The sequence below is a fragment of the Pseudomonas sp. MDV22-iso1 genome, assembly GCF_058145095.1.
On sequence record NZ_JBYVMF010000002.1, the window covers coordinates 460062 to 479728 of the forward strand.

At 60.3% G+C, this 19667-nt stretch carries 17 protein-coding genes; 9 read left to right on the forward strand and 8 right to left on the reverse strand.

Annotation, left to right across the window (positions count from 1 at the left end; genetic code table 11):
- Positions 1-123: 123 nt before the first annotated feature.
- Both AC3ZVB_RS04465 and gbdR read left to right on the forward strand, forming a co-directional pair.
- Entirely contained in the window at positions 124-1500 is a 1377-nt protein-coding gene (locus AC3ZVB_RS04465) for an L-serine ammonia-lyase (RefSeq protein ID WP_490145853.1), read from the forward strand.
- Positions 1501-2069: 569 nt separating this feature from the next.
- The gene (gbdR, locus tag AC3ZVB_RS04470; protein WP_162436179.1) at positions 2070-3173 is read left to right on the forward strand and encodes a choline metabolism transcriptional regulator GbdR; all 1104 of its coding nucleotides are present in this window, start codon (positions 2070-2072) and stop codon (positions 3171-3173) included.
- 115 nt (positions 3174-3288) lie between these two features.
- Here gbdR and AC3ZVB_RS04475 read toward each other — a convergent pair whose 3' ends face one another.
- The 6 genes from AC3ZVB_RS04475 to choX all read right to left on the reverse strand — a co-directional run bounded on the left by AC3ZVB_RS04475 (position 3289) and on the right by choX (position 8734).
- Positions 3289-3552, reverse strand: coding sequence for a hypothetical protein (locus AC3ZVB_RS04475; protein ID WP_162436180.1), 264 nt, complete (start codon positions 3550-3552; stop codon positions 3289-3291).
- A gap of 402 nt (positions 3553-3954) precedes the next feature.
- Positions 3955-5118, reverse strand: coding sequence for a gamma-butyrobetaine dioxygenase (locus AC3ZVB_RS04480; protein WP_490145854.1), 1164 nt, complete (start codon positions 5116-5118; stop codon positions 3955-3957).
- Positions 5119-5131: 13 nt separating this feature from the next.
- Complete coding sequence (locus AC3ZVB_RS04485) at positions 5132-5608, reverse strand: thioesterase family protein (RefSeq protein WP_490145855.1); 477 nt, start codon at positions 5606-5608, stop codon at positions 5132-5134.
- Between the two features lie 124 nt (positions 5609-5732).
- The gene (locus AC3ZVB_RS04490) at positions 5733-6698 is read right to left on the reverse strand and encodes an L-carnitine dehydrogenase (RefSeq protein WP_490145866.1); all 966 of its coding nucleotides are present in this window, start codon (positions 6696-6698) and stop codon (positions 5733-5735) included.
- A gap of 131 nt (positions 6699-6829) precedes the next feature.
- Positions 6830-7714: a 3-dehydrocarnitine:acetyl-CoA trimethylamine transferase CdhC gene (gene cdhC / locus AC3ZVB_RS04495; RefSeq protein WP_162436183.1), complete on the reverse strand. Its 885-nt coding sequence runs from the start codon at positions 7712-7714 to the stop codon at positions 6830-6832.
- Between the two features lie 75 nt (positions 7715-7789).
- Complete coding sequence (choX, locus tag AC3ZVB_RS04500) at positions 7790-8734, reverse strand: choline ABC transporter substrate-binding protein (protein ID WP_162436184.1); 945 nt, start codon at positions 8732-8734, stop codon at positions 7790-7792.
- A 205-nt stretch (positions 8735-8939) separates the two neighbouring features.
- Here choX and AC3ZVB_RS04505 point away from each other — a divergent pair, with 205 nt between their 5' ends.
- On the forward strand, positions 8940-9884 hold the full coding sequence (locus AC3ZVB_RS04505) for a GlxA family transcriptional regulator (protein WP_162436185.1): 945 nt from the start codon (positions 8940-8942) through the stop codon (positions 9882-9884).
- Positions 9885-10073: 189 nt separating this feature from the next.
- Here the strand turns inward: AC3ZVB_RS04505 and AC3ZVB_RS04510 are convergent, their stop codons facing one another.
- A complete protein-coding gene (locus AC3ZVB_RS04510; RefSeq protein WP_194691078.1) occupies positions 10074-10490 on the reverse strand; it encodes a DUF3010 family protein in 417 nt (138 codons plus the stop codon).
- A 124-nt stretch (positions 10491-10614) separates the two neighbouring features.
- A complete protein-coding gene (locus AC3ZVB_RS04515) occupies positions 10615-11019 on the reverse strand; it encodes a lysozyme inhibitor LprI family protein (protein WP_490145856.1) in 405 nt (134 codons plus the stop codon).
- Between the two features lie 261 nt (positions 11020-11280).
- On the opposite strand from AC3ZVB_RS04515, the gene AC3ZVB_RS04520 reads away from it, so the two are divergent.
- From AC3ZVB_RS04520 to etfB, 6 genes are all read left to right on the forward strand, one after another.
- A complete protein-coding gene (locus AC3ZVB_RS04520) occupies positions 11281-12258 on the forward strand; it encodes a dipeptidase (RefSeq protein WP_008033250.1) in 978 nt (325 codons plus the stop codon).
- Between the two features lie 171 nt (positions 12259-12429).
- Complete coding sequence (locus AC3ZVB_RS04525; protein ID WP_010565965.1) at positions 12430-12960, forward strand: DUF5943 domain-containing protein; 531 nt, start codon at positions 12430-12432, stop codon at positions 12958-12960.
- Positions 12961-12975: 15 nt separating this feature from the next.
- A complete protein-coding gene (dgcA, locus tag AC3ZVB_RS04530; protein ID WP_162436190.1) occupies positions 12976-15036 on the forward strand; it encodes a dimethylglycine demethylation protein DgcA in 2061 nt (686 codons plus the stop codon).
- A gap of 185 nt (positions 15037-15221) precedes the next feature.
- Positions 15222-17177 (forward strand): dimethylglycine demethylation protein DgcB, encoded by a 1956-nt coding sequence (gene dgcB, locus AC3ZVB_RS04535; RefSeq protein ID WP_490145857.1) that lies wholly within the window; start codon positions 15222-15224, stop codon positions 17175-17177.
- Entirely contained in the window at positions 17174-18394 is a 1221-nt protein-coding gene (etfA, locus tag AC3ZVB_RS04540) for an electron transfer flavoprotein subunit alpha (RefSeq protein WP_490145858.1), read from the forward strand. Before dgcB ends, etfA begins: the two co-directional genes overlap by 4 nt.
- Positions 18395-18409: 15 nt before the next feature.
- The gene (etfB, locus tag AC3ZVB_RS04545) at positions 18410-19180 is read left to right on the forward strand and encodes an electron transfer flavoprotein subunit beta (protein WP_490145859.1); all 771 of its coding nucleotides are present in this window, start codon (positions 18410-18412) and stop codon (positions 19178-19180) included.
- Positions 19181-19667 lie beyond the last annotated feature (487 nt).

Consider the following 19667-nt stretch of genomic DNA (forward strand, 5'->3'; position numbering starts at 1 on the left):
GCCGAACGACAGGGTAAAAGCCTGATGATGCAGCCATATCGGCGGATTGCAGCTTGAGCGTAGCAGCTCCGTCACTGGGCGCTTTTGCGTCTGGAGTTGGGCATATCCAGGAGTTCTGCAGTAATGGCTATCAGCGTTTTCGACCTGTTCAAAATCGGCATTGGCCCTTCCAGTTCGCACACTGTGGGGCCGATGCGCGCCGCAGCGCTGTTCGTGCAAGGTTTGCGCGAACAGGGTCTTTTGGAGCAAGTGCGGCGCGTCGAAGTTCAGCTGTATGGCTCGCTATCGGCCACAGGCATCGGGCATGGCAGCGACAACGCCGTGATCATGGGGTTGATGGGCGAGTGGCCGGACGCGATCGATCCGTCGCAAATCGGCATCCGCATCGCCACCCTGCGTGAAACCAATGAGTTGCTGCTGGATGGTCGTTTACCGGTGCCGTTCATGTGGGCGCGGGACATGCGCCTGATCGATGTGAACCTGCCGTTTCATCCCAACGCCATGACGCTGATTGTCGAAGGCGACGCCGGCGAGCTGCACCGTGACACCTACTATTCCGTCGGCGGCGGTTTTGTCGTGGATGAGGCGCAAGCCAGCAGCGGCGTGGTGGACATGGATCGCACCGTATTGCCATACGACTTTTCCAGTGCGGCCGAATTGCTCAGCCTCTGTCAGACACACAACCTGCGCGTGGCCGAACTGATGTTGGCCAACGAGAAGGTCTGGCGCAGCGAAGACGAAATCCGCAGCGGTTTGATGAAACTGTGGCGGGCCATGCAGGATTGCGTCGAACAGGGCCTCAAGCACGAAGGCATCTTGCCGGGCGGCCTGAACGTTCGCCGTCGTGCCGCCAGGTTGCATCGCAGCCTGCAGGAACTGGGCAAGCCCAATGTGATCGGCTCGACCCTGAGCGCCATGGAGTGGGTGAACCTGTTCGCCCTGGCCGTCAATGAAGAAAACGCAGCCGGTGGGCGCATGGTCACGGCACCGACCAATGGCGCGGCGGGCATCATCCCGGCAGTCCTGCATTACTTCATGAAGTTCAGCGAAGCGGTGACCGACGCCAATGTCGTCGACTATTTCCTCGGCGCTGCGGCGGTCGGGATCCTGTGCAAGAAGAACGCGTCAATCTCCGGTGCCGAAGTCGGCTGCCAGGGGGAAGTCGGATCCGCCTGCGCAATGGCGGCGGCCGGCCTGGCGGAGATTCTCGGCGCGACACCAGAACAACTGTGCAACGCGGCGGAAATCGGCCTGGAGCACAACCTCGGTCTGACTTGCGACCCGGTGGGTGGGCTGGTGCAGGTGCCGTGCATCGAGCGCAATGCGATTGCGGCGGTGAAAGCGATCAATGCGGCGCAAATGGCGTTGCGTGGGGATGGTCAGCACTTTATCTCGCTGGACCGGGTAATCCGCACCATGCGTGATACGGGGGCGGACATGCATGACAAATATAAAGAGACATCGCGGGGCGGGTTGGCGGTGAGTGCGGTTGAGTGTTGAGGCGGCTGACTCTTTGCTCAGTTAATCCCTGTGGCGAGGGAGCTTGCTCCCGCTCGGCTGCGCAGCAGTCGTAAGATTTTAGGGGCCGCTTCGCGCCCCTGCGGGAGCAAGCTCCCTCGCCACAAAAGTCATTTGCCACAGAAGCCAGTCAAAACTGCGCGCTAACTGAACACCCGATCCAAAACGCGCCACCTTTTGGCGCGTCGCTTACAGATAAGCGCCTTGCCTGAGATCCGGGATCCAGGTTGACCATTACCGCCTGTCACCTGTGCTTGTGGTGACACTCTTTCAGAACGCGCCGTAGCCCTGTTCCCACAAGTGCTACCGATTTGCTCACACGCATCGGGGCAGCGCACTTGCCTCGCCTGATGGCACTTTTAAACCCTACTCCCCGCGCGTCATATCCAGACACATCCCGACGTCGTTTTCAGGAGTTATTGAACGCGCATTCAATTTTAGGCATGGCAATTGCTCTGTCATTACAAAGCCCGTCTCCCACGCGAGAACGATGGCAATAACAAGAGCCTCCGCCTGAGGCCATCACCCGCTTTGTGTGAGGAGATACCGCGATGACGACGTCCAACTCCGGGGCCCAACCCCAGAACCGTGCGCCTCAATCCATCGGCTTTTTGCTGCTGGACAATTTCACGCTGATTTCTCTGGCCTCCGCAGTGGAACCCCTGCGCATGGCCAACCAATTGTCCGGTCGCGAGCTGTATCGCTGGACCACACTTACCGTGGATGGCGGTCAGGTCTGGGCCAGTGACGGTCTGCAGATCACCCCCGATTGCTCCATGCACAAAGCCCCGGCGCTCGACACAATCATTGTCTGCGGCGGCATCGGTATTCAGCGCACTGTCACCCGTGAGCATGTGTCGTGGTTGCAAAGCCAGGCGCGTCAGTCCCGTCGTCTCGGTGCGGTCTGCACCGGCAGCTGGGCCCTGGCGTGCGCCGGCCTGCTGGACGGTTTTGATTGCAGCGTGCACTGGGAATGCCTGGCCTCGATGCAGGAAGCGTTTCCGCGTGTGGCCATGAGCACTCGACTGTTCACCCTCGACCGTAACCGCTTCACCAGCTCAGGCGGCACTGCGCCGCTGGACATGATGCTGCACCTGATCAGCCGCGATCACGGGCGTGAACTGTCGGCCGCGATCTCGGAAATGTTCGTCTACGAACGCATCCGCAACGAGCAGGATCACCAGCGCGTGCCGCTCAAGCACATGCTTGGTACCAATCAGCCGAAACTGCAGGAAATCGTCGCGCTGATGGAGGCCAATCTGGAAGAACCGATCGACCTCGACGAACTGGCGGTGTATGTCGCGGTGTCGCGTCGTCAGCTCGAGCGGTTGTTCCAGAAATACCTGCACTGCTCGCCGTCGCGTTACTACCTGAAACTGCGCTTGATCCGCGCCCGGCAGTTGCTCAAGCAAACGCCGATGTCGATCATCGAAGTGGCGTCGGTGTGCGGTTTTGTGTCTACGCCGCACTTCTCCAAGTGCTACCGCGAATACTTCGGCATCCCGCCGCGTGACGAGCGCGTAGGTTCCAATACCACGCAGCAAGTGGCGATGATGCCGCTGCCGCAAGCCTTGGTGCTGTCGCCGTTGTCGGGACCGTTGTCGGCGTTGAGTCAGGCGCGGAACGAGTCGACGTTTGCGAGTGTAAGGCTCTAAGCCGAGAGGCCATCATCGCGGGCAAACCCGCTCCCACAGGGATTTGATGTGTGAATACAAACTATGTCACACGGCAGCTCCTTGTGGGAGCGGGCTTGCCCGCGAAGGCGTACTGTCAGGCGCTACGGCTCTGCTGAAACTCCGCCAACGCCGGCAGCAATTGCCTGTCGATGGCCTGGCGCACGGCCGGCAGGATCGTCGCGCTGCTGGTGTACATCTGCTTGACCATTGTGCGCAGCTCAATGGCCCGTTCGTTGTTCAACCCCCGCACTGCACACTCGCAAGCCTGCTCGGCGGTGGCGCCGTTCGGTACTTGAAAACCCAACGACTTCAGTTGGCCCAACAGGTCTTCCTGGTCAATCAAATCGGCGTACATCATGACGCAATCCTTCTTCAGGGAACGGTGTCGTGGCTCGATTCTCGTAGGGGTGAGAGGTGGCGGCAAGGACGATTTGTCGCAATGGCCGGTATACCTATGAACAGGTCGTTTTCGGCTAACTGATCGAGTAGGGGAGTGGGCACACTGGACTCAGCTCGCTTCACGAAGGTTTGGTCACCCTCGCGCAACGGCTCCTCAACAGTACCCTCCTCAGCTCCGATCCTGTCACGGCTTGATCGGGGTTTTTTTTGCCTGTGAATCAGGAAGGGATGTGCAGTCCGGACCGACGCCATCGTCGGAATGCCGCCCAGAACAGGCTCACTCCCACATTGACCGCATTCTTCTGGTAGGAACTCGGTTGAATGTGGGAGTGAGCCTGCTCGCGATGAACGATGACTCGGTCTAGCGTTGCAACACCAGAATCCGCGACAGCAACTCATCCCGATCCACATAACACCCCTGGAAATGCCGGGTCCCGCTGGCAGGGTCGAACGCATTGCGCGCATGCAGGGTGCGTCGGTTATCGAAGCACCACAGCTCCCCGGGATTGAGTCGTTGCATCAGCCTGAACCGAGGCTCGCGCGTCATCGCGATAAAGCGCCGATACGCGCGATAGAGCCTGGGCATCTCTTCCACCGACGCATCGAACGGCCCGCGTAAAAAGTTCGCCATGCGGATCTCCGACACCTGCCCCAACGCATCCAGCGCGATGATCGGCGCCAGGCACCGGTAGTCGCTGTGGCGGTCCTTGTTGCGGAATTCCACGGGGATGTTGCACAGGCTGTGGAACGACTCGGGATCCTCTTGACGCAGTGCATCAGCAATCGCAAACCCGTCGACGAAAATACTCTCGCCACCGTCGGCGTCATTCACCAGGCAGTGCAGAAATTGCAGTCCCGGTTGCAGCTCCCTGGTCGGCAAATCGCTGTGCAGCGGCAGGTTGAAGGCGGTGTAGGCATTGCTGTCGGCATCAGCCTTGGATTGCACGTTGAACAGCACACCGAAATTGCTCTCGCGGATGAAGGAAATGCGTTGCGCAATCAGCTTCAAAGATCCGGGTTCCGTGGGTACGCCGCGGACCTGGGTGAGGCCGATATCCCGTACCGCCAGCAGCCACTGCAACAACGCCTGGTTGTCGTTCATCAGCGCCGAATATTCGAACACCGGCAGCTGCACATCGCTGTGCCACAGCGTGGCTTTGGGTTTGCGGGCCCGACGTTCGGCGCGGGATTCATCGTCATACGCATGCGCCCGCAACCAACCCGGATCGAAGCGGCTGAGGTGGCCGTCCTGCCAATCGACACTGAGGCAGCCGTCTGCGTCAATGCGGGTATCGGTCGGTATCAGGTGCTCTGGGACGTCGACGATCTCCAGCACTTGCTCGCGAGTCACCGTGTAGACGCACTGTGGACACGGGCAGTTGTCGCGCAACCACTGATGATGGAACGGGCTGATGCGCCCGTCGGCCCAGGTCACCTGAGCGAGGTCCGCCAGGGTTTGCACGGCGGTCAACGCGCTGATCAACGGGTAGGTACGGAAGTCGGCAAAAGCGGCGGCGGTGTTCATGGCGATCTCCTTGTTATTTTTTTGGGGGTAACGCAATCACTCGGCCAATGTAGTCAGGAACAGGCAGGTCGGTTTGTTCGGCGACGATGGCTTGCAGCTTGTTCAGGGTGTCGTCGCTGAATGGTGCGGAGCGCGGTCCGGCGAGGTCGACGTGGAGCAGCATTTGCTCGTTGGCCGCCAGCGCCTTGTCATCTCCGGCCAGGTGCAGGCTGTGGTAGAGGTGCAGGCGTTTGCTGTCGTGAGCGATGATTTGGGTGTGCACTTCGACGTCGGCGTCGAGCTTTACCTCGTGCAGGTAATTGAGGTGCAGTTCGAGGGTGAACAACGAGTTGCCGCTGGCTTCGCGGTGGCTGCTGTCCATGCCGAGGCGGTCCATCAAAGCGTCGGTGGCATAGCTGAAAATGAGTAGGTAAAAAGCATCGCGCAGGTGGCCGTTGTAGTCGACCCAGTCGGGGATGATGCGGGTTTGGTAGGTGGTGAGTGCGGGCATGGTGGCTGATCCAGAACAGATTGTGATTGGAATGCAGTCATCGCCAGCAGGCTGGCTCCCACATTGGAATGCATTCTCCTGTGGGAGCCAGCCTGCTGGCGATGGGGCCAGTCCTGATAGTGGATTACTCGCTGAATGCCATCCCATGCTTTTCTTTGGTGGTTCTCACCGCTTCAAGCACCGCCAGCAAACAATCATCACGATAGCGCTCCAGCGCCGAAATGCTGTGGGTGCCCAGTTGATCGCTTGTCCCATCGACCACATCATCGATCAACTTGTCGGTCAGTTCCGGTGCCGGCAAGTACGTCCACGGCAACTGCAACGCCGGTCCGAACTGCGCCATGAAGTGCCGCATGCCCGCATCGCCACCCGCCAGGGTGTACGTCAGGAACGTGCCCATGAACGACCAGCGCAGTCCCGCGCCAAAACGAATTGCATCGTCGATCTCGCCGGTGGTCGCCACCCCGTCGTTTACCAGGTGCAGGGCCTCGCGCCACAGCGCTTCGAGCAAGCGGTCGGCGATAAATCCTGGCACTTCCTTGCGCACATGCAGCGGACGCATCCCCAAGGATTCGTAGACTTTCATGGCCGCCTGTACGGCTTCGGGTGCGGTGTTTTTACCACCCACCACTTCCACCAATGGCAACAGGTAAACCGGGTTGAACGGGTGACCGACGACACAACGTTCCGGGTGCGTCGAACTTTCGTAAAACTCACTCGGCAACAGCCCTGACGTACTGGAGCCGATCAGCGCGTTGGGCTTGGCTGCCGCGCTGATTTTGCTGTGCAGTTCCAGTTTCAGATCGAGGCGTTCCGGGGCGCTTTCCTGAATGAAATCCGCGTCGCGAACACACTCTTCAATGGTGGCGACAAAGCGCAGGCGATCTTGCGACGCGTCAGGTGCCAGGCCTTGTTTCTCCAGTGCTCCCCACGCATTGGCCACGCGTTTGCGCAAGGCGGCTTCGGCACCCGGTGCCGGGTCCCACGCCACTACGTCGAGGCCGTGGGCGAGGGCGCGGGATACCCAGCCGCTGCCGATGACACCGCTGCCCAGGGCTGCGAAGGTTTTGATTTCGGTGATGAAGGTCATGGCGCCGTCCTGAATGAATTCGGTGATCCTTGTAGGAGCGAGCTTGCTCGCGATGGTATTCCAGGCGCTGAGTGGCGTCGGCTGTACCTTTTTCGCGAGCAAGCTCGCTCCTACAGGGCTTATGTGTGGATTTAGCGCTTGGTCAGGCCCATTTTTACCCGGCCTTCGGCAGGGGTCAGGACACGGGCGCCGAGGCGACTGAGGATTTCGCTGGCGCGTTCGACCAGTTGGCCGTTGGTGGCCAGTACGCCTTTGTCCAGCCAGATGTTGTCTTCCAGACCGACCCGCACGTTGCCGCCCAGCAGCACCGCTTGAGCCGCCATCGGCATCTGCATGCGACCGATGCCGAAGCCCGCCCAAACCGCATTGGCCGGCAAGTTGTCGACCATCGCCTTCATGGTGGTGGTGTCTGCCGGCGCGCCCCACGGGATGCCCAGGCACAGCTGGAACAGCGGATCGTCGAGCAGGCCTTCCTTGATCAGTTGTTTGGCAAACCACAGGTGACCGGTGTCGAAAATTTCCAGCTCGGCCTTCACGCCCAATTCCTGAATGCGTTTGGCACCCGCACGCAGTTGAGCCGGCGTCGATACATAAATGGTGTCGCCATCGCCGAAGTTCAGGGTGCCGCAATCCAGGGTGCAGATTTCCGGCAGCAGCGCTTCGACATGCGCCAGACGCGTCAGCGGGCCGACCAGGTCGGTGTTCGGGCCAAACTCCATCGGGTTTTCGCCCGCACCGATTTCCAGGTCGCCACCCATGCCGGCGGTGAGGTTGACGATGATGTCGACGTCCGCCTCGCGGATGCGCTCCATCACTTCGCGATACAACGCCACGTCACGGCTGAACTTGCCGGTTTCGGGGTTGCGCACGTGGCAATGAACCACCGTGGCGCCGGCCTTCGCGGCTTCTACTGCAGCGGCGGCGATTTGTTTTGGGGTGACCGGCACGTGTGGGCTTTTGGCGGTCGTGTCGCCAGCACCGGTGAGTGCGCAGGTGATGATGACGTCGTGGTTCATGAGGCGGGTTCCTTGCAGGCGTGATGATTTCGTTCGCAGCCCATACGGGCTGCGATTCGACGGTTCAATCAGGGTTTATTTGGTGGTGAGTTGCAGGTTTTCAGCGGCAGGTTTGCCATCGAAGGTGGTGACGCCCTCGAGCCAGCGCTGTTTGTCTTGCGGGTGATCTTTCAGCCATTGCCTGGCCGATTCGAAAGCATCTTTGTGATCCAGCAGCGGCTGCATCATCCGGCTCTCGTCTTCGGCGGTGTAGGTCAGGTTGCTCAGCAAGCGGCCGATGTTCGGGCATTGCTCGGCATATTTCGGCGAGGTGACGGTCCAGACGGTCGCCATGCCTTCGTTCGGGCCGAGCGCATCGTCACTGCCCGTGAGGTAGGTCATCTTCACGTTGACGTTCATGGGGTGCGGCGCCCAGCCGAAGAACACCACGGCTTCATTGCGGCGCACGGCACGATCCACCGCCGCGAGCATGCCGGCTTCGCTGGACTCGACCAGCTGGAACTTGCCAAGACCAAACTGGTTCTTGGTGATCATCGCCTTGATCTGGGTGTTGGCGCCCGAACCGGGCTCGATGCCGTAGATCTTGCCGCCCAGTTCTTTCTCGAATTTGGCGATATCAGCGAAGGTTTTCAGACCCTTGTCCGCCAGATAGGTCGGTACGGCGAGGGTGGCGCGGGCGTCTTTCAGGCTGGGTGCTTCAAGCACCTTGACCTGGTTGGCCTGGACGAACGGCGTGATGGTCTGGGTCATCAGCGGGTTCCAGTAACCCAGGAACAGGTCCAGCCGCTGATCACGGATCCCTGCGAAGATGATTTGCTGGGACGCGCTGGTTTGTTTGGTGTTGTAGCCGAGGCCGTCGAGCAGGACCTGGGTCATGGCGCTGGTGGCGATCACGTCGGTCCAGTTCACCACGCCCATGCGCACGTTCTGGCAGGACGCGGGTTCGGCCGCCATGACGCTGGCGCTCAAGAATGCGGTACCGCTGAGTGCAAGAACACAGCTGCTGATCAGTCGTTTCATGTCGGGTTCCTCGGCAGACGTTATTGTGGGTTCCGGCGTCTGCGCGCCGGTGATGCCAAGTTACGCAGCTATAGGCCCGTGGAAGCGCACTACGGCGACCAGCTCTTGCACTGCAGCGACCTGTGCTCTTGAATGCCGCTCGCAAGTGGCGTATCAACGTCTGCACGCTTCCCGCCCTCTCGCTACCAGCCATTGAGTGCGTTCCATGTCCCAGGATTTCTACTTCTTGCTGATGCCCGGTTTTTCGGCCATCGGTTTTATCTCGGCCATTGAGCCGCTGCGGGTCGCCAATCGCTTTCGCGGCGAGCTGTATCGCTGGCATGTGCTGAGCGCAGATGGCGGTGCGGTGTTAGCCAGCAACGGCATGTCGGTCAACGCCGACGCCGCACTGGAGCCGTTGAAAAAAGGTGCGACGCTCTTGGTGGTCGCGGGGTTCGAACCGCTGAAATTTGCCACGCCCGCGCTGGAACACTGGCTGCGCCGCCTGGACATCGATGGCGTGACGCTCGGCGCCATCGACACCGGGAGCTTTGTCCTTGCCGAAGCCGGCTTGCTCGATGGCCATCGCCTGACCCTGCACTGGGAAGCGATCGACGCCTTCAAGGAATCGTATCCGCAGCTCAGCGTCACCCAGGAGCTGTTCGAAATCGACCGCAAGCGCATTACCTCGGCCGGCGGTACGGCGTCCATCGACCTGATGCTCGACCTCATCAGCCAGGCCCACGGCCCGGAATTGGCGATTCAGGTCAGCGAGCAATTCGTACTCGGCCGCATCCGCCCACGCAAAGACCACCAGCGCATGGAAGTGGCCAGCCGTTATGGCATCCGCAACAAGAAGCTGGTTCAGGTGATCGGGGAAATGGAGCAGCACAGCGAACCGCCGCTGACCACGCTGGCACTGGCGGAGTCGATCAAGGTGACGCGGCGGCAGCTCGAGCGTTTGTTTCGACTGCACCTGAATGACACGCCGAGCAACTTTTACCTGCGATTAAGGCTGGAGAAGGCCCAGCAATTGTTGCGGCAGACGGACATGAGCGTGCTGGAAGTGAGCATCGCGTGCGGGTTTGAATCGCCGTCTTATTTCACCCGAAGTTATCGGGCGAAGTTCGAGCGTTGTCCGCGGGAAGACCGGCGTACCGCAAAAGCATGAACAACCGAAAAACCTGTGGGAGCGGGCTTGCTCGCGAATGCGGTGGGTCAGGCAACATCAATGTTGAATGACTGACGCAGATCCCTGTGGGAGCCAGCCTGCTGGCGATAGCGGTGTGTCGGTCAATCAAGATGCTGACTGATACACCGCTATCACCAGCAGGCTGGCTCCCACAGATCTGTGGTTGATTTATTTCTTCACCAACGCCGAACACGCCGCTTTGTACGCCTCATGCTGATACTTGTTCAGCGTCGCGGGTGGCTCAAACCCGTGCTTCTTGGCCTGCGCATTGATCGTCTGCGGCGACAGCAGCGTCACCTCGCAACTTTCCAGCAACTGGAAAATGCCCTCGATCTTGAACGTGGTCGGTCCGCCGGCAAACTCACCTTTCTTGCTGCGCTTCTTGATCGCGATCCGGTCGATGGAGTTCTCACGAACAAAGGACGCCACCTGCGCGGCAAAGACTTTGACGTTGGCCGCTTCGTCGTCGTCTTCCAGGGCGATTTTCTTGGTGGCGAGGGGGACGTGACTCAGCGTCTGGCCGTCGAGGGAGGCCACGGCAATGATTGCTTCGCTGCCTTTGATTTCGATGCCGCAGATTTTCATTTCGAATCCCTTTAAAAATGGTTGTGAGCAAGCTACAGCTCAAGCTGATTGGCAGTCATGCCAAACGCCAAGGCTCTCGCGGCGAAAGCCGACAACGGCGCCAGCTTCCGATGGAATTACAGGATCACTCCTGCCCAATCGACTCCAAAAACTCCGACCGCTCATCACTCATCCGCGCCACGCAATCATTCTGCGCAATGGTGAACGCCTTGCTGCCGCTCGTCGCCGGGAACGCTTCGACGGCGCAATCGGCATCCCGCGTCTTTAGCCATTGCTGTTGGGAGGCTTTGATCCTGGCAGTGATGTCGGTCAATTGCGACGGGTTCTTGCCGTAGAGCGTCTGCATGCGCTCCGCCAGGCTTTGATAGTTGTCTTTGAGCAGGTCTTCGGCTGTGGTTCGGCTGTAGGCCGAGCATTCCAGGGTCTGGACGTCGTTTTCGACGGCATCGCAGGGGGTGCTGTCGGACTCTTCCTGGGCCTGTACGCCCGTCGCCGTCAGTAGTGCCAAGACCAGAAAAATCGTTTTCATAGCGCTGCCGTCCCCTTTATTCCATTCAAAGCTTCAGTAACGCGTTATTGAAGCATCCAGTGATGCGGCGAATTCTGGCCCAAGCGGAGGGGCTTGAACAGGCGGGCGATCAGGCCTGTCGACGACCCTTTGTCGCGGATTGACGCTTTCGGCAATTCCCCTGTCGTTTTTGCACCCGGCTGCCGAGGCACCGAGGCATATGCTGGCCCCAAAGCGCCGGCACACGATTCGGCGCACGAATCGCTAATAGGGGACAGCCTGATGAGCCCAGCCGAATTGCACGCCGACAGTATCGTTATCGACGGGCTGATTATTGCCAAGTGGAACCGTGAACTGTTCGAAGACATGCGCAAGGGCGGTCTGACCGCGGCCAACTGCACCGTGTCGGTATGGGAAGGCTTCCAGGCGACCGTCAACAACATCGCCGCCAGCCAGAAACTGATTCGCGAGAACAGCGATCTGGTGATTCCGGTGCGTACCACCGCCGACATCCGCAAGGCCAAGGAGCAGGGCAAGACCGGCATCCTTTTCGGCTTCCAGAATGCTCACGCCTTTGAAGACCAGATCGGCTACGTCGAGGTGTTCAAGCAGCTGGGCGTCGGTATCGTGCAGATGTGCTACAACACCCAGAATCTGGTCGGTACCGGCTGCTACGAGCGCGATGGCGGCCTGTCGGGCTTCGGTCGTGAAATCGTCGCCGAGATGAACCGTGTCGGCGTCATGTGCGACCTGTCCCACGTGGGTTCGAAAACCTCCGAAGAAGTCATCCTCGAATCGAAGAAGCCGGTCTGCTATTCCCATTGCCTGCCGTCGGGCCTGAAGATTCATCCGCGCAACAAATCCGATGAAGAACTGAAGTTCATTGCCGACCACGGCGGTTTTGTCGGCGTGACCATGTTTGCGCCGTTCCTGGCCAAGGGCATTGATTCGACCATCGACGATTACGCCGAAGCCATCGAATACACCATGAATATCGTCGGCGAAGACGCCATCGGCATCGGCACCGACTTCACCCAGGGCCATGGCCAGGACTTCTTCGAATACCTGACCCATGACAAAGGCTACGCACGCCGCCTGACCAGCTTCGGCAAGATCATTAACCCGCTGGGCATCCGCACCGTCGGCGAGTTCCCGAACCTGACCGAAACCCTGCTCAAGCGCGGCCATTCCGAGCGCGTGGTGCGCAAGATCATGGGCGAGAACTGGGTGAATGTCCTGAAGGACGTCTGGGGCGAATAAAAACCGGCCTCCCAACAACCCTGTAGCAGCTGCCGAGGCACGAGGCTGCGTTGCGGTCCGCAGGACCGCCCTCGAGGGCCGCTGCGCAGCCCAACGCAGCCTCGCAGGCTCGGCAGCTGCTACAGGGCTACGACACGCAAATACAACGAATTTTTCTGGAGTTAAGTTTCCATGGCCAAGATCGCCCCGCAATTGCCAATCGAAGTCGACAGCGAGACCGGTGTCTGGACGTCTGACGCCCTGCCGATGCTGTACGTACCGCGGCATTTCTTCGTCAACAACCACATGGGTATCGAGGAAGTGCTGGGCGCCGAAGCCTACGCCGAAATCCTCTACAAGGCCGGCTACAAATCCGCCTGGCACTGGTGTGAGAAAGAAGCCGAATGCCACGGCCTTGAAGGCGTCGCAGTGTTCGAGCACTACATGAAGCGCCTGTCGCAACGCGGCTGGGGCCTGTTCAAGATCCAGGACATCGACCTCGACAAAGGCACCGCCAGCGTCAAGCTCGAACACTCGGCGTTCGTGTACGTGTACGGCAAGGTCGGGCGCAAGGTCGACTACATGTTCACCGGCTGGTTTGCCGGTGCCATGGACCAGATTCTGCAAGCCCGCGGCAGCAACATCCGTACCGTTGCCGAACAAGTCTACGGTGGCTCTGAAGAAGGCCACGACGACGGTTTGTTCACCGTCAAGCCGTTGTAAGTCGAGGAACCCGCCATGGCTTTCGAAGCAATGTTCCAGCCGATCCAGATCGGCAAACTGACCATCCGTAACCGCGTGCTCAGCACTGCGCACGCCGAGGTCTACGCGACCGACGGCGGCATGACCACCGATCGGTACGTCAAGTATTACGAAGAGAAAGCCAAGGGCGGGATCGGCCTGGCGATTTGCGGCGGTTCCTCCGTGGTGGCCATCGACAGCCCGCAGGAATGGTGGAGTTCGGTGAACCTGTCCACCGACCGGATCATCCCGCACTTCCAGAACCTCGCCGACGCCATGCACAAGCACGGCGCCAAGATCATGATCCAGATTACCCACATGGGCCGTCGCTCACGTTGGGACGGCTTTAACTGGCCGACCCTGATGTCGCCGTCGGGCGTGCGTGAACCGGTGCACCGTGCCACCTGCAAAACCATCGAGCCGGAAGAAATCTGGCGAGTGATCGGCAACTACGCGCAGGCTGCTCGCCGGGCCAAGGCCGGTGGTCTCGATGGCGTCGAACTGTCCGCTGTGCACCAGCACATGATCGACCAGTTCTGGAGCCCGCGCGTCAACAAGCGTACCGATGAGTGGGGCGGCAGTTTTGAAAACCGCATGCGGTTCGGCCTGGAAGTATTGAAGGCTGTGCGGGCTGAAGTCGGCCCGGATTTCTGCGTCGGCATCCGTCTGTGCGGCGACGAATTCCACCCGGACGGCTTGTCCCACGAGGACATGAAGCAGATCGCCAAGTACTACGACGACACCGGCATGCTGGACTTCATCGGTGTGGTGGGGTCGGGTTGCGACACTCACAACACCCTGGCCAACGTCATCCCGAACATGAGTTATCCACCGGAGCCGTTCCTGCACCTGGCGGCCGGTATCAAGGAAGTGGTCAAGGCTCCAGTGCTGCACGCACAGAACATCAAGGACCCGAACCAGGCGACCCGAATTCTGGAAGGTGGTTATGTGGACATGGTCGGTATGACCCGTGCGCACATCGCCGACCCGCACCTGATCGCCAAGATCAAGATGGGCCAGATCGACCAGATCAAGCAGTGCGTCGGCGCCAACTATTGCATCGACCGGCAGTACCAAGGGCTGGACGTGTTGTGCATCCAGAACGCTGCGACCTCCCGCGAATACATGGGCGTGCCGCACATCATCGAAAAGACCACGGGCGTTAAGCGCAAGGTCGTGGTGGTGGGTGCCGGGCCGGCGGGGATGGAAGCCGCTCGCGTGGCCGCCGAGCGTGGCCACGACGTGACTTTGTTCGAGAAAAAAGAATTCATCGGCGGGCAGATCACCACTGCTTCGAAAGCACCACAGCGCGACCAGATCGCCGGTATCACACGCTGGTATCAGCTTGAACTCGCAAGGTTGAAAGTCGACCTGCGCCTGGGCGTGGCGGCGGATGCGCCGACCATCATGGACCTGCGCCCCGACGTGGTCGTGCTCGCGGTAGGCGGTCATCCGTTCCTCGAGCAGAACGAGCATTGGGGCGCGGCTGAAGGCCTGGTTGTCAGCAGCTGGGACATTCTCGATGGCAAAGTTGCGCCAGGTAAAAACGTGCTGGTGTACGACACCATTTGCGAGTTCACCGGCATGTCGACCGCTGACTTCCTGGCCGACAAAGGCAGTCAGGTCGAGATCGTTACCGACGACATCAAGCCTGGCGTGGCGATCGGCGGCACCTCGTTCCCGACCTACTACCGCAGCATGTACCCGAAAGAAGTGATCATGACCGGCGACATGATGCTGGAGAAGGTCTACCGCGAAGGCGACAAGCTGGTGGCGGTACTGGAGAACGAATACACCGGCGCCAAAGAGGAGCGGGTGGTGGACCAGGTGGTCGTGGAAAACGGCGTGCGTCCGGACGAAGAAATCTACTACGCGATGAAAGAAGGCTCGCGCAACAAAGGCCAGATCGACGTCGAAGCTTTGTTCGCGATCAAGCCGCAACCTTGCCTGGAACAGACCGGTGACGGTTACCTGCTGTTCCGCATCGGTGACTGTGTGGCGCAACGCAACGTGCATGCCGCGATCTACGACGCACTGCGGCTGTGCAAAGACTTCTAAGAGCTTGTGGATAACCCTTGTAGGAGCGAGCTTGCTCGCGATGGACGTGAACGATGACGCGGGGAGTCTGTTTTAACGCGACGTTCTCAGGTTTTTCGCGAGCAAGCTCGCTCCTACACAGGGAATCGAGCAAGGCATCCAGGTAGTTTGGCCTGCAAGACCCCGAGGTCTTTGGGAGCTCCACCATGTTGAACACCCTTCTTCCAATCCTGCTGTTCGCTGCCCTGGGCCTGGCTGTCCTCGGCGCAGTGCGGCGGGTGGCTATGTGGCGCCGGGGACGAGCCTCGAAGGTCGACCTGATCGGTGGCCTGTTCGCCATGCCCAAGCGCTACATGGTCGATTTGCACCATGTCGTTGCGCGGGACAAATACATCGCCAACACCCACGTCGCCACGGCCGGTGGTGCGGTGGCGTCCATTGTGCTGGCGATACTGGTTCACGGTTTCGGCCTGCACAGCCGCATTCTCGGCGTTGCCCTGTTGATTGCCTCGGCGGTGATGTTCGTCGGCGCGATTTTCATGTACTTGCGTCGTCGCAACCCTCCGGCTCGCCTGTCCAAAGGGCCATGGATGCGTCTGCCGAAAAGCCTGTTGGCATTCTCGGCGAGCTTCTTCCTGTTGACCCTGCCGGTGGCCGGCATCCTCCCGGAAAACTTCGGCGGCTGGATGCTTGCAGCGATCCTCTTTGTCGGCGTGCTGTGGGGCGTATCGGAATTGTTCTTCGGCATGACCTGGGGCGGGCCGATGAAACACGCCTTTGCCGGTGCCTTGCACCTGGCGTGGCACCGTCGCGCCGAACGCTTTGGCGGTGGCCGCTCGACTGGTTTGAAACCACTGGACCTCAACGACCCAACCGCGCCGTTGGGTGTGGAAAAACCCAAGGATTTCACCTGGAACCAGCTGCTCGGTTTCGACGCCTGCGTGCAGTGCGGCAAGTGCGAAGCGGCGTGCCCGGCGTTCGCCGCCGGTCAGCCGCTGAACCCGAAAAAACTGATCCAGGACATGGTGGTTGGCCTGGCGGGTGGCACCGACGCCAAATTCGCCGGTAGTCCCTATCCTGGCAAAGCCATTGGTGAGCATGCCGGTAATCCGCATCAACCGATCGTCAACGGCCTGGTGGACGCCGACACCCTGTGGTCCTGCACCACCTGCCGTGCCTGTGTCGAGGAATGCCCGATGATGATCGAGCACGTCGACGCCATCGTCGACATGCGTCGCCATCTGACGCTGGAAAAAGGCGCGACCCCGAACAAGGGGGCCGAAGTCCTGGAAAACCTGATTGCCACCGACAACCCTGGCGGCTTCGCACCGGGCGGGCGGATGAACTGGGCCGCGGATCTGAATTTGAATCTGCTCAGCGAGAAGAAGTCGGTCGACGTGCTGTTCTGGGTCGGCGACGGCGCTTTCGACATGCGCAACCAGCGTACTTTGCGCGCCTTCGTCAAAGTGCTGAAAGCGGCCAAGGTCGACTTCGCGGTACTGGGCCTGGAAGAGCGCGACAGCGGTGACGTGGCACGGCGCCTGGGCGATGAAGCGACGTTCCAGTTGCTGGCCAAACGCAACATCCAGACCCTGGCCAAATACAGCTTCAACCGCATCGTCACCTGCGATCCGCACAGCTTCCACGTGCTGAAAAACGAGTACGGCGCTTTCGATGGCCACTACCTCGTGCAGCACCACAGCACCTACATGGCGGAAATCATTGGTGCGGGCGCCCTGAATCTCGGTCAGCACAAAGGCAGCAGCGTGACCTATCACGATCCGTGCTACCTCGGTCGCTACAACGGCGAATACGAGGCGCCGCGCGAGGTATTGCGTGCTCTCGGCATCGAAGTGAAAGAGATGCAACGCTCTGGTTTCCGCTCGCGCTGCTGCGGTGGTGGCGGTGGTGCACCGATCACCGACATTCCGGGCAAACAACGGATTCCGGACATGCGCATGGAAGACATCCGCGAGACCGGCGCCGAGTTGGTGGCCGTGGGTTGTCCACAATGCACGGCGATGCTCGAAGGTGTGGTCGAACCGCGCCCGATGATCAAGGACATCGCCGAACTGGTGGCCGATGCATTGCTCGAAGACGCAGCCCCGAGCAAACCGAATGCGCCGCTGAAACGTGAAGAACCTGCGGAGGCCCACCGATGAGCGACATTATCCGCCGCGACCCCCGCGCCGAATGGATTGCCCGCAACCGCCTGCACCCGCTGCATGCGGCCATGCAACCGGCGCAACACAGCTGGATGGGGCCCAATGGGGTCATTCGCAAGAATCCCCATGGCATGGGCTTCATTGGTCCCAATGGCATCAAACGTATTGACCGCAGCGGCGCACAGCAGGGCGGAGCGACCAAACGCTCGGCCACAGTTGAAGTGCAATTACCACTGCATCAAGTACCGCAGCCAGCGTTTTATATCAGTGTGGTGCCGGACATGGTGGGTGGTCGCTTGAGCAGCCACGATCGCGACTTGCTGGGTCTGGCGCATCAACTGGCCGGTCAGGACGGCGCGGTGTTGGCCGTGATTTTTGGCGAGCACAAGGAAGCGGCCTTCGCTACCGCCGGCGTGGATCGGTTGCTGGTGCTCGACGGCGAGGAGTTCAGCGGTTATGCACCGGAACAACGGGTCCAGGGCTTACGAGCTGTGGATAACCAGTTCAGTCCGCGTCACTGGCTGCTGCCCGACAGCCGCAGCGGCGGCGGCGAACTGGGTCGGCGCTTTGCCGCAGCCCTCGGCGAGCGCCCGGCCACGCGTGTCTGGCAGGTCAAGGATCAGGAATGTATCGGCCGTGCCGGTGCTGGTTTGCAAGACCTGGCGCGGCCGGTTGCGCGCTTGATTCTGGCCGCCGTCGAGTGTGCCGAACCTGTGAGTGAAACCCGTCACGAAGCCTTGCCCGTGGAGTTATCCACAACCGTGGCGCGCAGCCTTTCCCGTATCGAAGATTTGGGCGCGGTGGCGGTAGACCCGGCGGCGATTCCCATGGCGGAAGCCGAATTCATTTTCTCCGGCGGTAATGGCGTCAAGGATTGGGAGCTTTTCCACAGGACCGCCCAAGCCCTCGGCGCCACCGAAGGCGCGTCCCGGGTGGCGGTGGACGATGGCTTCATGGCGCGTGATCGGCAGGTGGGTGCTTCGGGGACCTGGGTCACTGCGCGGGTCTATGTGGCCGTGGGGATTTCCGGCGCAATCCAGCACCTGCAAGGCATCGGTGCCTGTGACAAGGTGGTGGCGATCAACCTCGACCCGGGTTGCGACATGATCAAACGGGCCGACCTGTCGGTAATCGGTGAAAGCGCCGAGATTCTTCAAGCCTTGATCGATGCGATAGCGGCCTACCGCAACGACGCCAAGCGCGATGCGGCTTAAGGGAAGGAAAAGGTTATGAGCACGAAAATCATCAGCCTGGTGTCCATCGGCGCCCACCCGACCTCCGGCCGGCCACGTCGCGCCGAACAGGATGCGCGAGCGGTGGAGCTGGGTCTGCAACTGGCTGGGGATAACCTGCAAGTGCTGCATGCCGGTGACGTCGCCGAGCCTGCGCTGCGTGCGTATCTGGGCATGGGGCTGGACCAGTTGCATGTCCTGGAACAGCCGTTGGGTGCCGACGCGTTGCCGGCGTTAACTGCCTATTTGCGGGAGGCTGGCGCGCAAGTCGTTCTGACCGGCAGCCAGGCGGAAACCGGCGAAGGCTCCGGCATGTTGCCGTTCCTGCTGGCCGAGAATCTGGGCTGGCCGCTGGTGGTGGGGCTGGCTCAGGTGGAATCCATCGACGGGGGTTCGGCACTTGTTCTGCAGGCGCTGCCCCGTGGTCAGCGTCGTCGCTTGAAAGTGCGTTTGCCGTTTCTGGCGACTGTGGATAACGCTGCGCCCAAACCTCGGCAAAGTGCTTACGGGCCAGCGCGCCGGGGTGTTCTGCAGGCCGATGATGTCGAAGTGATCGACGATGAACTGCTCGCCGTCTCCACCTTGCAACTGGCAAAACCAAGGCCGAAACGCTTGAAGGTGATCAAGGCCAAGAGCGGCGCCGACCGGATGAAGGCTGCAACGGCCAAGGCCAGTGGTGGCGGTGGCCAAGTGCTTAAAGGTGTGACCGCACAAGCGGGTGCCGAGGCGATCCTCAAGCTGCTGATCGAAGAAGGCGTGGTTCGCTAACCCTCCACCGACATTAAAGCTGGCGAGGACTGCGTCCTCGAACGCCGCCTCGCGGGCTCGGCAGCTGCTACAGGATCGGGTTTCCAGTTAGGGTTTACCTACGCCCTATAAATCGCTTCTGTGGATAACGCTGCCTCACTTCCCCAAACTTACCCCCGATCTCTGTTGGCGCTTCTGTGGATAAGATGTTCGCTGTCTGCTGGAGGCTATATAAACAAGGGATTACAGGCTTTTGATTAAAAAACAACCAATCAGCCTGTTTAGGTGTGAAATCTCGTTGAAAGCCTGATGTATCAAGGGTTTTGGCGGTTTTCCACAGTACCCGCATAGTTGCCCCCAAAGTCTGTTGGCGCTTCTGTGGATAAGGTGTTTGCGGTCGTCTACAGGCCACGTCATGTGTGGCTTTCAGGATTGTGATCAAAAAATAATCAGTCGTCGTTCAAAACCGTGAATGTTAATAAGTCACGGATTTTCTTCGGATTGTGTG

What these genes read in the sequence shown, in the direction of transcription:
- dgcA (WP_162436190.1), top strand. Translation starts at nt 12,976, where the DNA reads ATGGCTTTCGAAGCAATGTTCCAGCCGATCCAGATCGGCAAACTGACC.
- AC3ZVB_RS04515 (WP_490145856.1), bottom strand. Translation starts at nt 11,019, where the DNA reads ATGAAAACGATTTTTCTGGTCTTGGCACTACTGACGGCGACGGGCGTA.
- AC3ZVB_RS04465 (WP_490145853.1), top strand. Translation starts at nt 124, where the DNA reads ATGGCTATCAGCGTTTTCGACCTGTTCAAAATCGGCATTGGCCCTTCC.
- AC3ZVB_RS04510 (WP_194691078.1), bottom strand. Translation starts at nt 10,490, where the DNA reads ATGAAAATCTGCGGCATCGAAATCAAAGGCAGCGAAGCAATCATTGCC.
- AC3ZVB_RS04475 (WP_162436180.1), bottom strand. Translation starts at nt 3,552, where the DNA reads ATGATGTACGCCGATTTGATTGACCAGGAAGACCTGTTGGGCCAACTG.
- gbdR (WP_162436179.1), top strand. Translation starts at nt 2,070, where the DNA reads ATGACGACGTCCAACTCCGGGGCCCAACCCCAGAACCGTGCGCCTCAA.
- AC3ZVB_RS04485 (WP_490145855.1), bottom strand. Translation starts at nt 5,608, where the DNA reads ATGCCCGCACTCACCACCTACCAAACCCGCATCATCCCCGACTGGGTC.
- choX (WP_162436184.1), bottom strand. Translation starts at nt 8,734, where the DNA reads ATGAAACGACTGATCAGCAGCTGTGTTCTTGCACTCAGCGGTACCGCA.
- etfA (WP_490145858.1), top strand. Translation starts at nt 17,174, where the DNA reads ATGAGCGACATTATCCGCCGCGACCCCCGCGCCGAATGGATTGCCCGC.
- AC3ZVB_RS04505 (WP_162436185.1), top strand. Translation starts at nt 8,940, where the DNA reads ATGTCCCAGGATTTCTACTTCTTGCTGATGCCCGGTTTTTCGGCCATC.
- AC3ZVB_RS04480 (WP_490145854.1), bottom strand. Translation starts at nt 5,118, where the DNA reads ATGAACACCGCCGCCGCTTTTGCCGACTTCCGTACCTACCCGTTGATC.
- cdhC (WP_162436183.1), bottom strand. Translation starts at nt 7,714, where the DNA reads ATGAACCACGACGTCATCATCACCTGCGCACTCACCGGTGCTGGCGAC.
- AC3ZVB_RS04525 (WP_010565965.1), top strand. Translation starts at nt 12,430, where the DNA reads ATGGCCAAGATCGCCCCGCAATTGCCAATCGAAGTCGACAGCGAGACC.
- dgcB (WP_490145857.1), top strand. Translation starts at nt 15,222, where the DNA reads ATGTTGAACACCCTTCTTCCAATCCTGCTGTTCGCTGCCCTGGGCCTG.
- etfB (WP_490145859.1), top strand. Translation starts at nt 18,410, where the DNA reads ATGAGCACGAAAATCATCAGCCTGGTGTCCATCGGCGCCCACCCGACC.
- AC3ZVB_RS04520 (WP_008033250.1), top strand. Translation starts at nt 11,281, where the DNA reads ATGAGCCCAGCCGAATTGCACGCCGACAGTATCGTTATCGACGGGCTG.
- AC3ZVB_RS04490 (WP_490145866.1), bottom strand. Translation starts at nt 6,698, where the DNA reads ATGACCTTCATCACCGAAATCAAAACCTTCGCAGCCCTGGGCAGCGGT.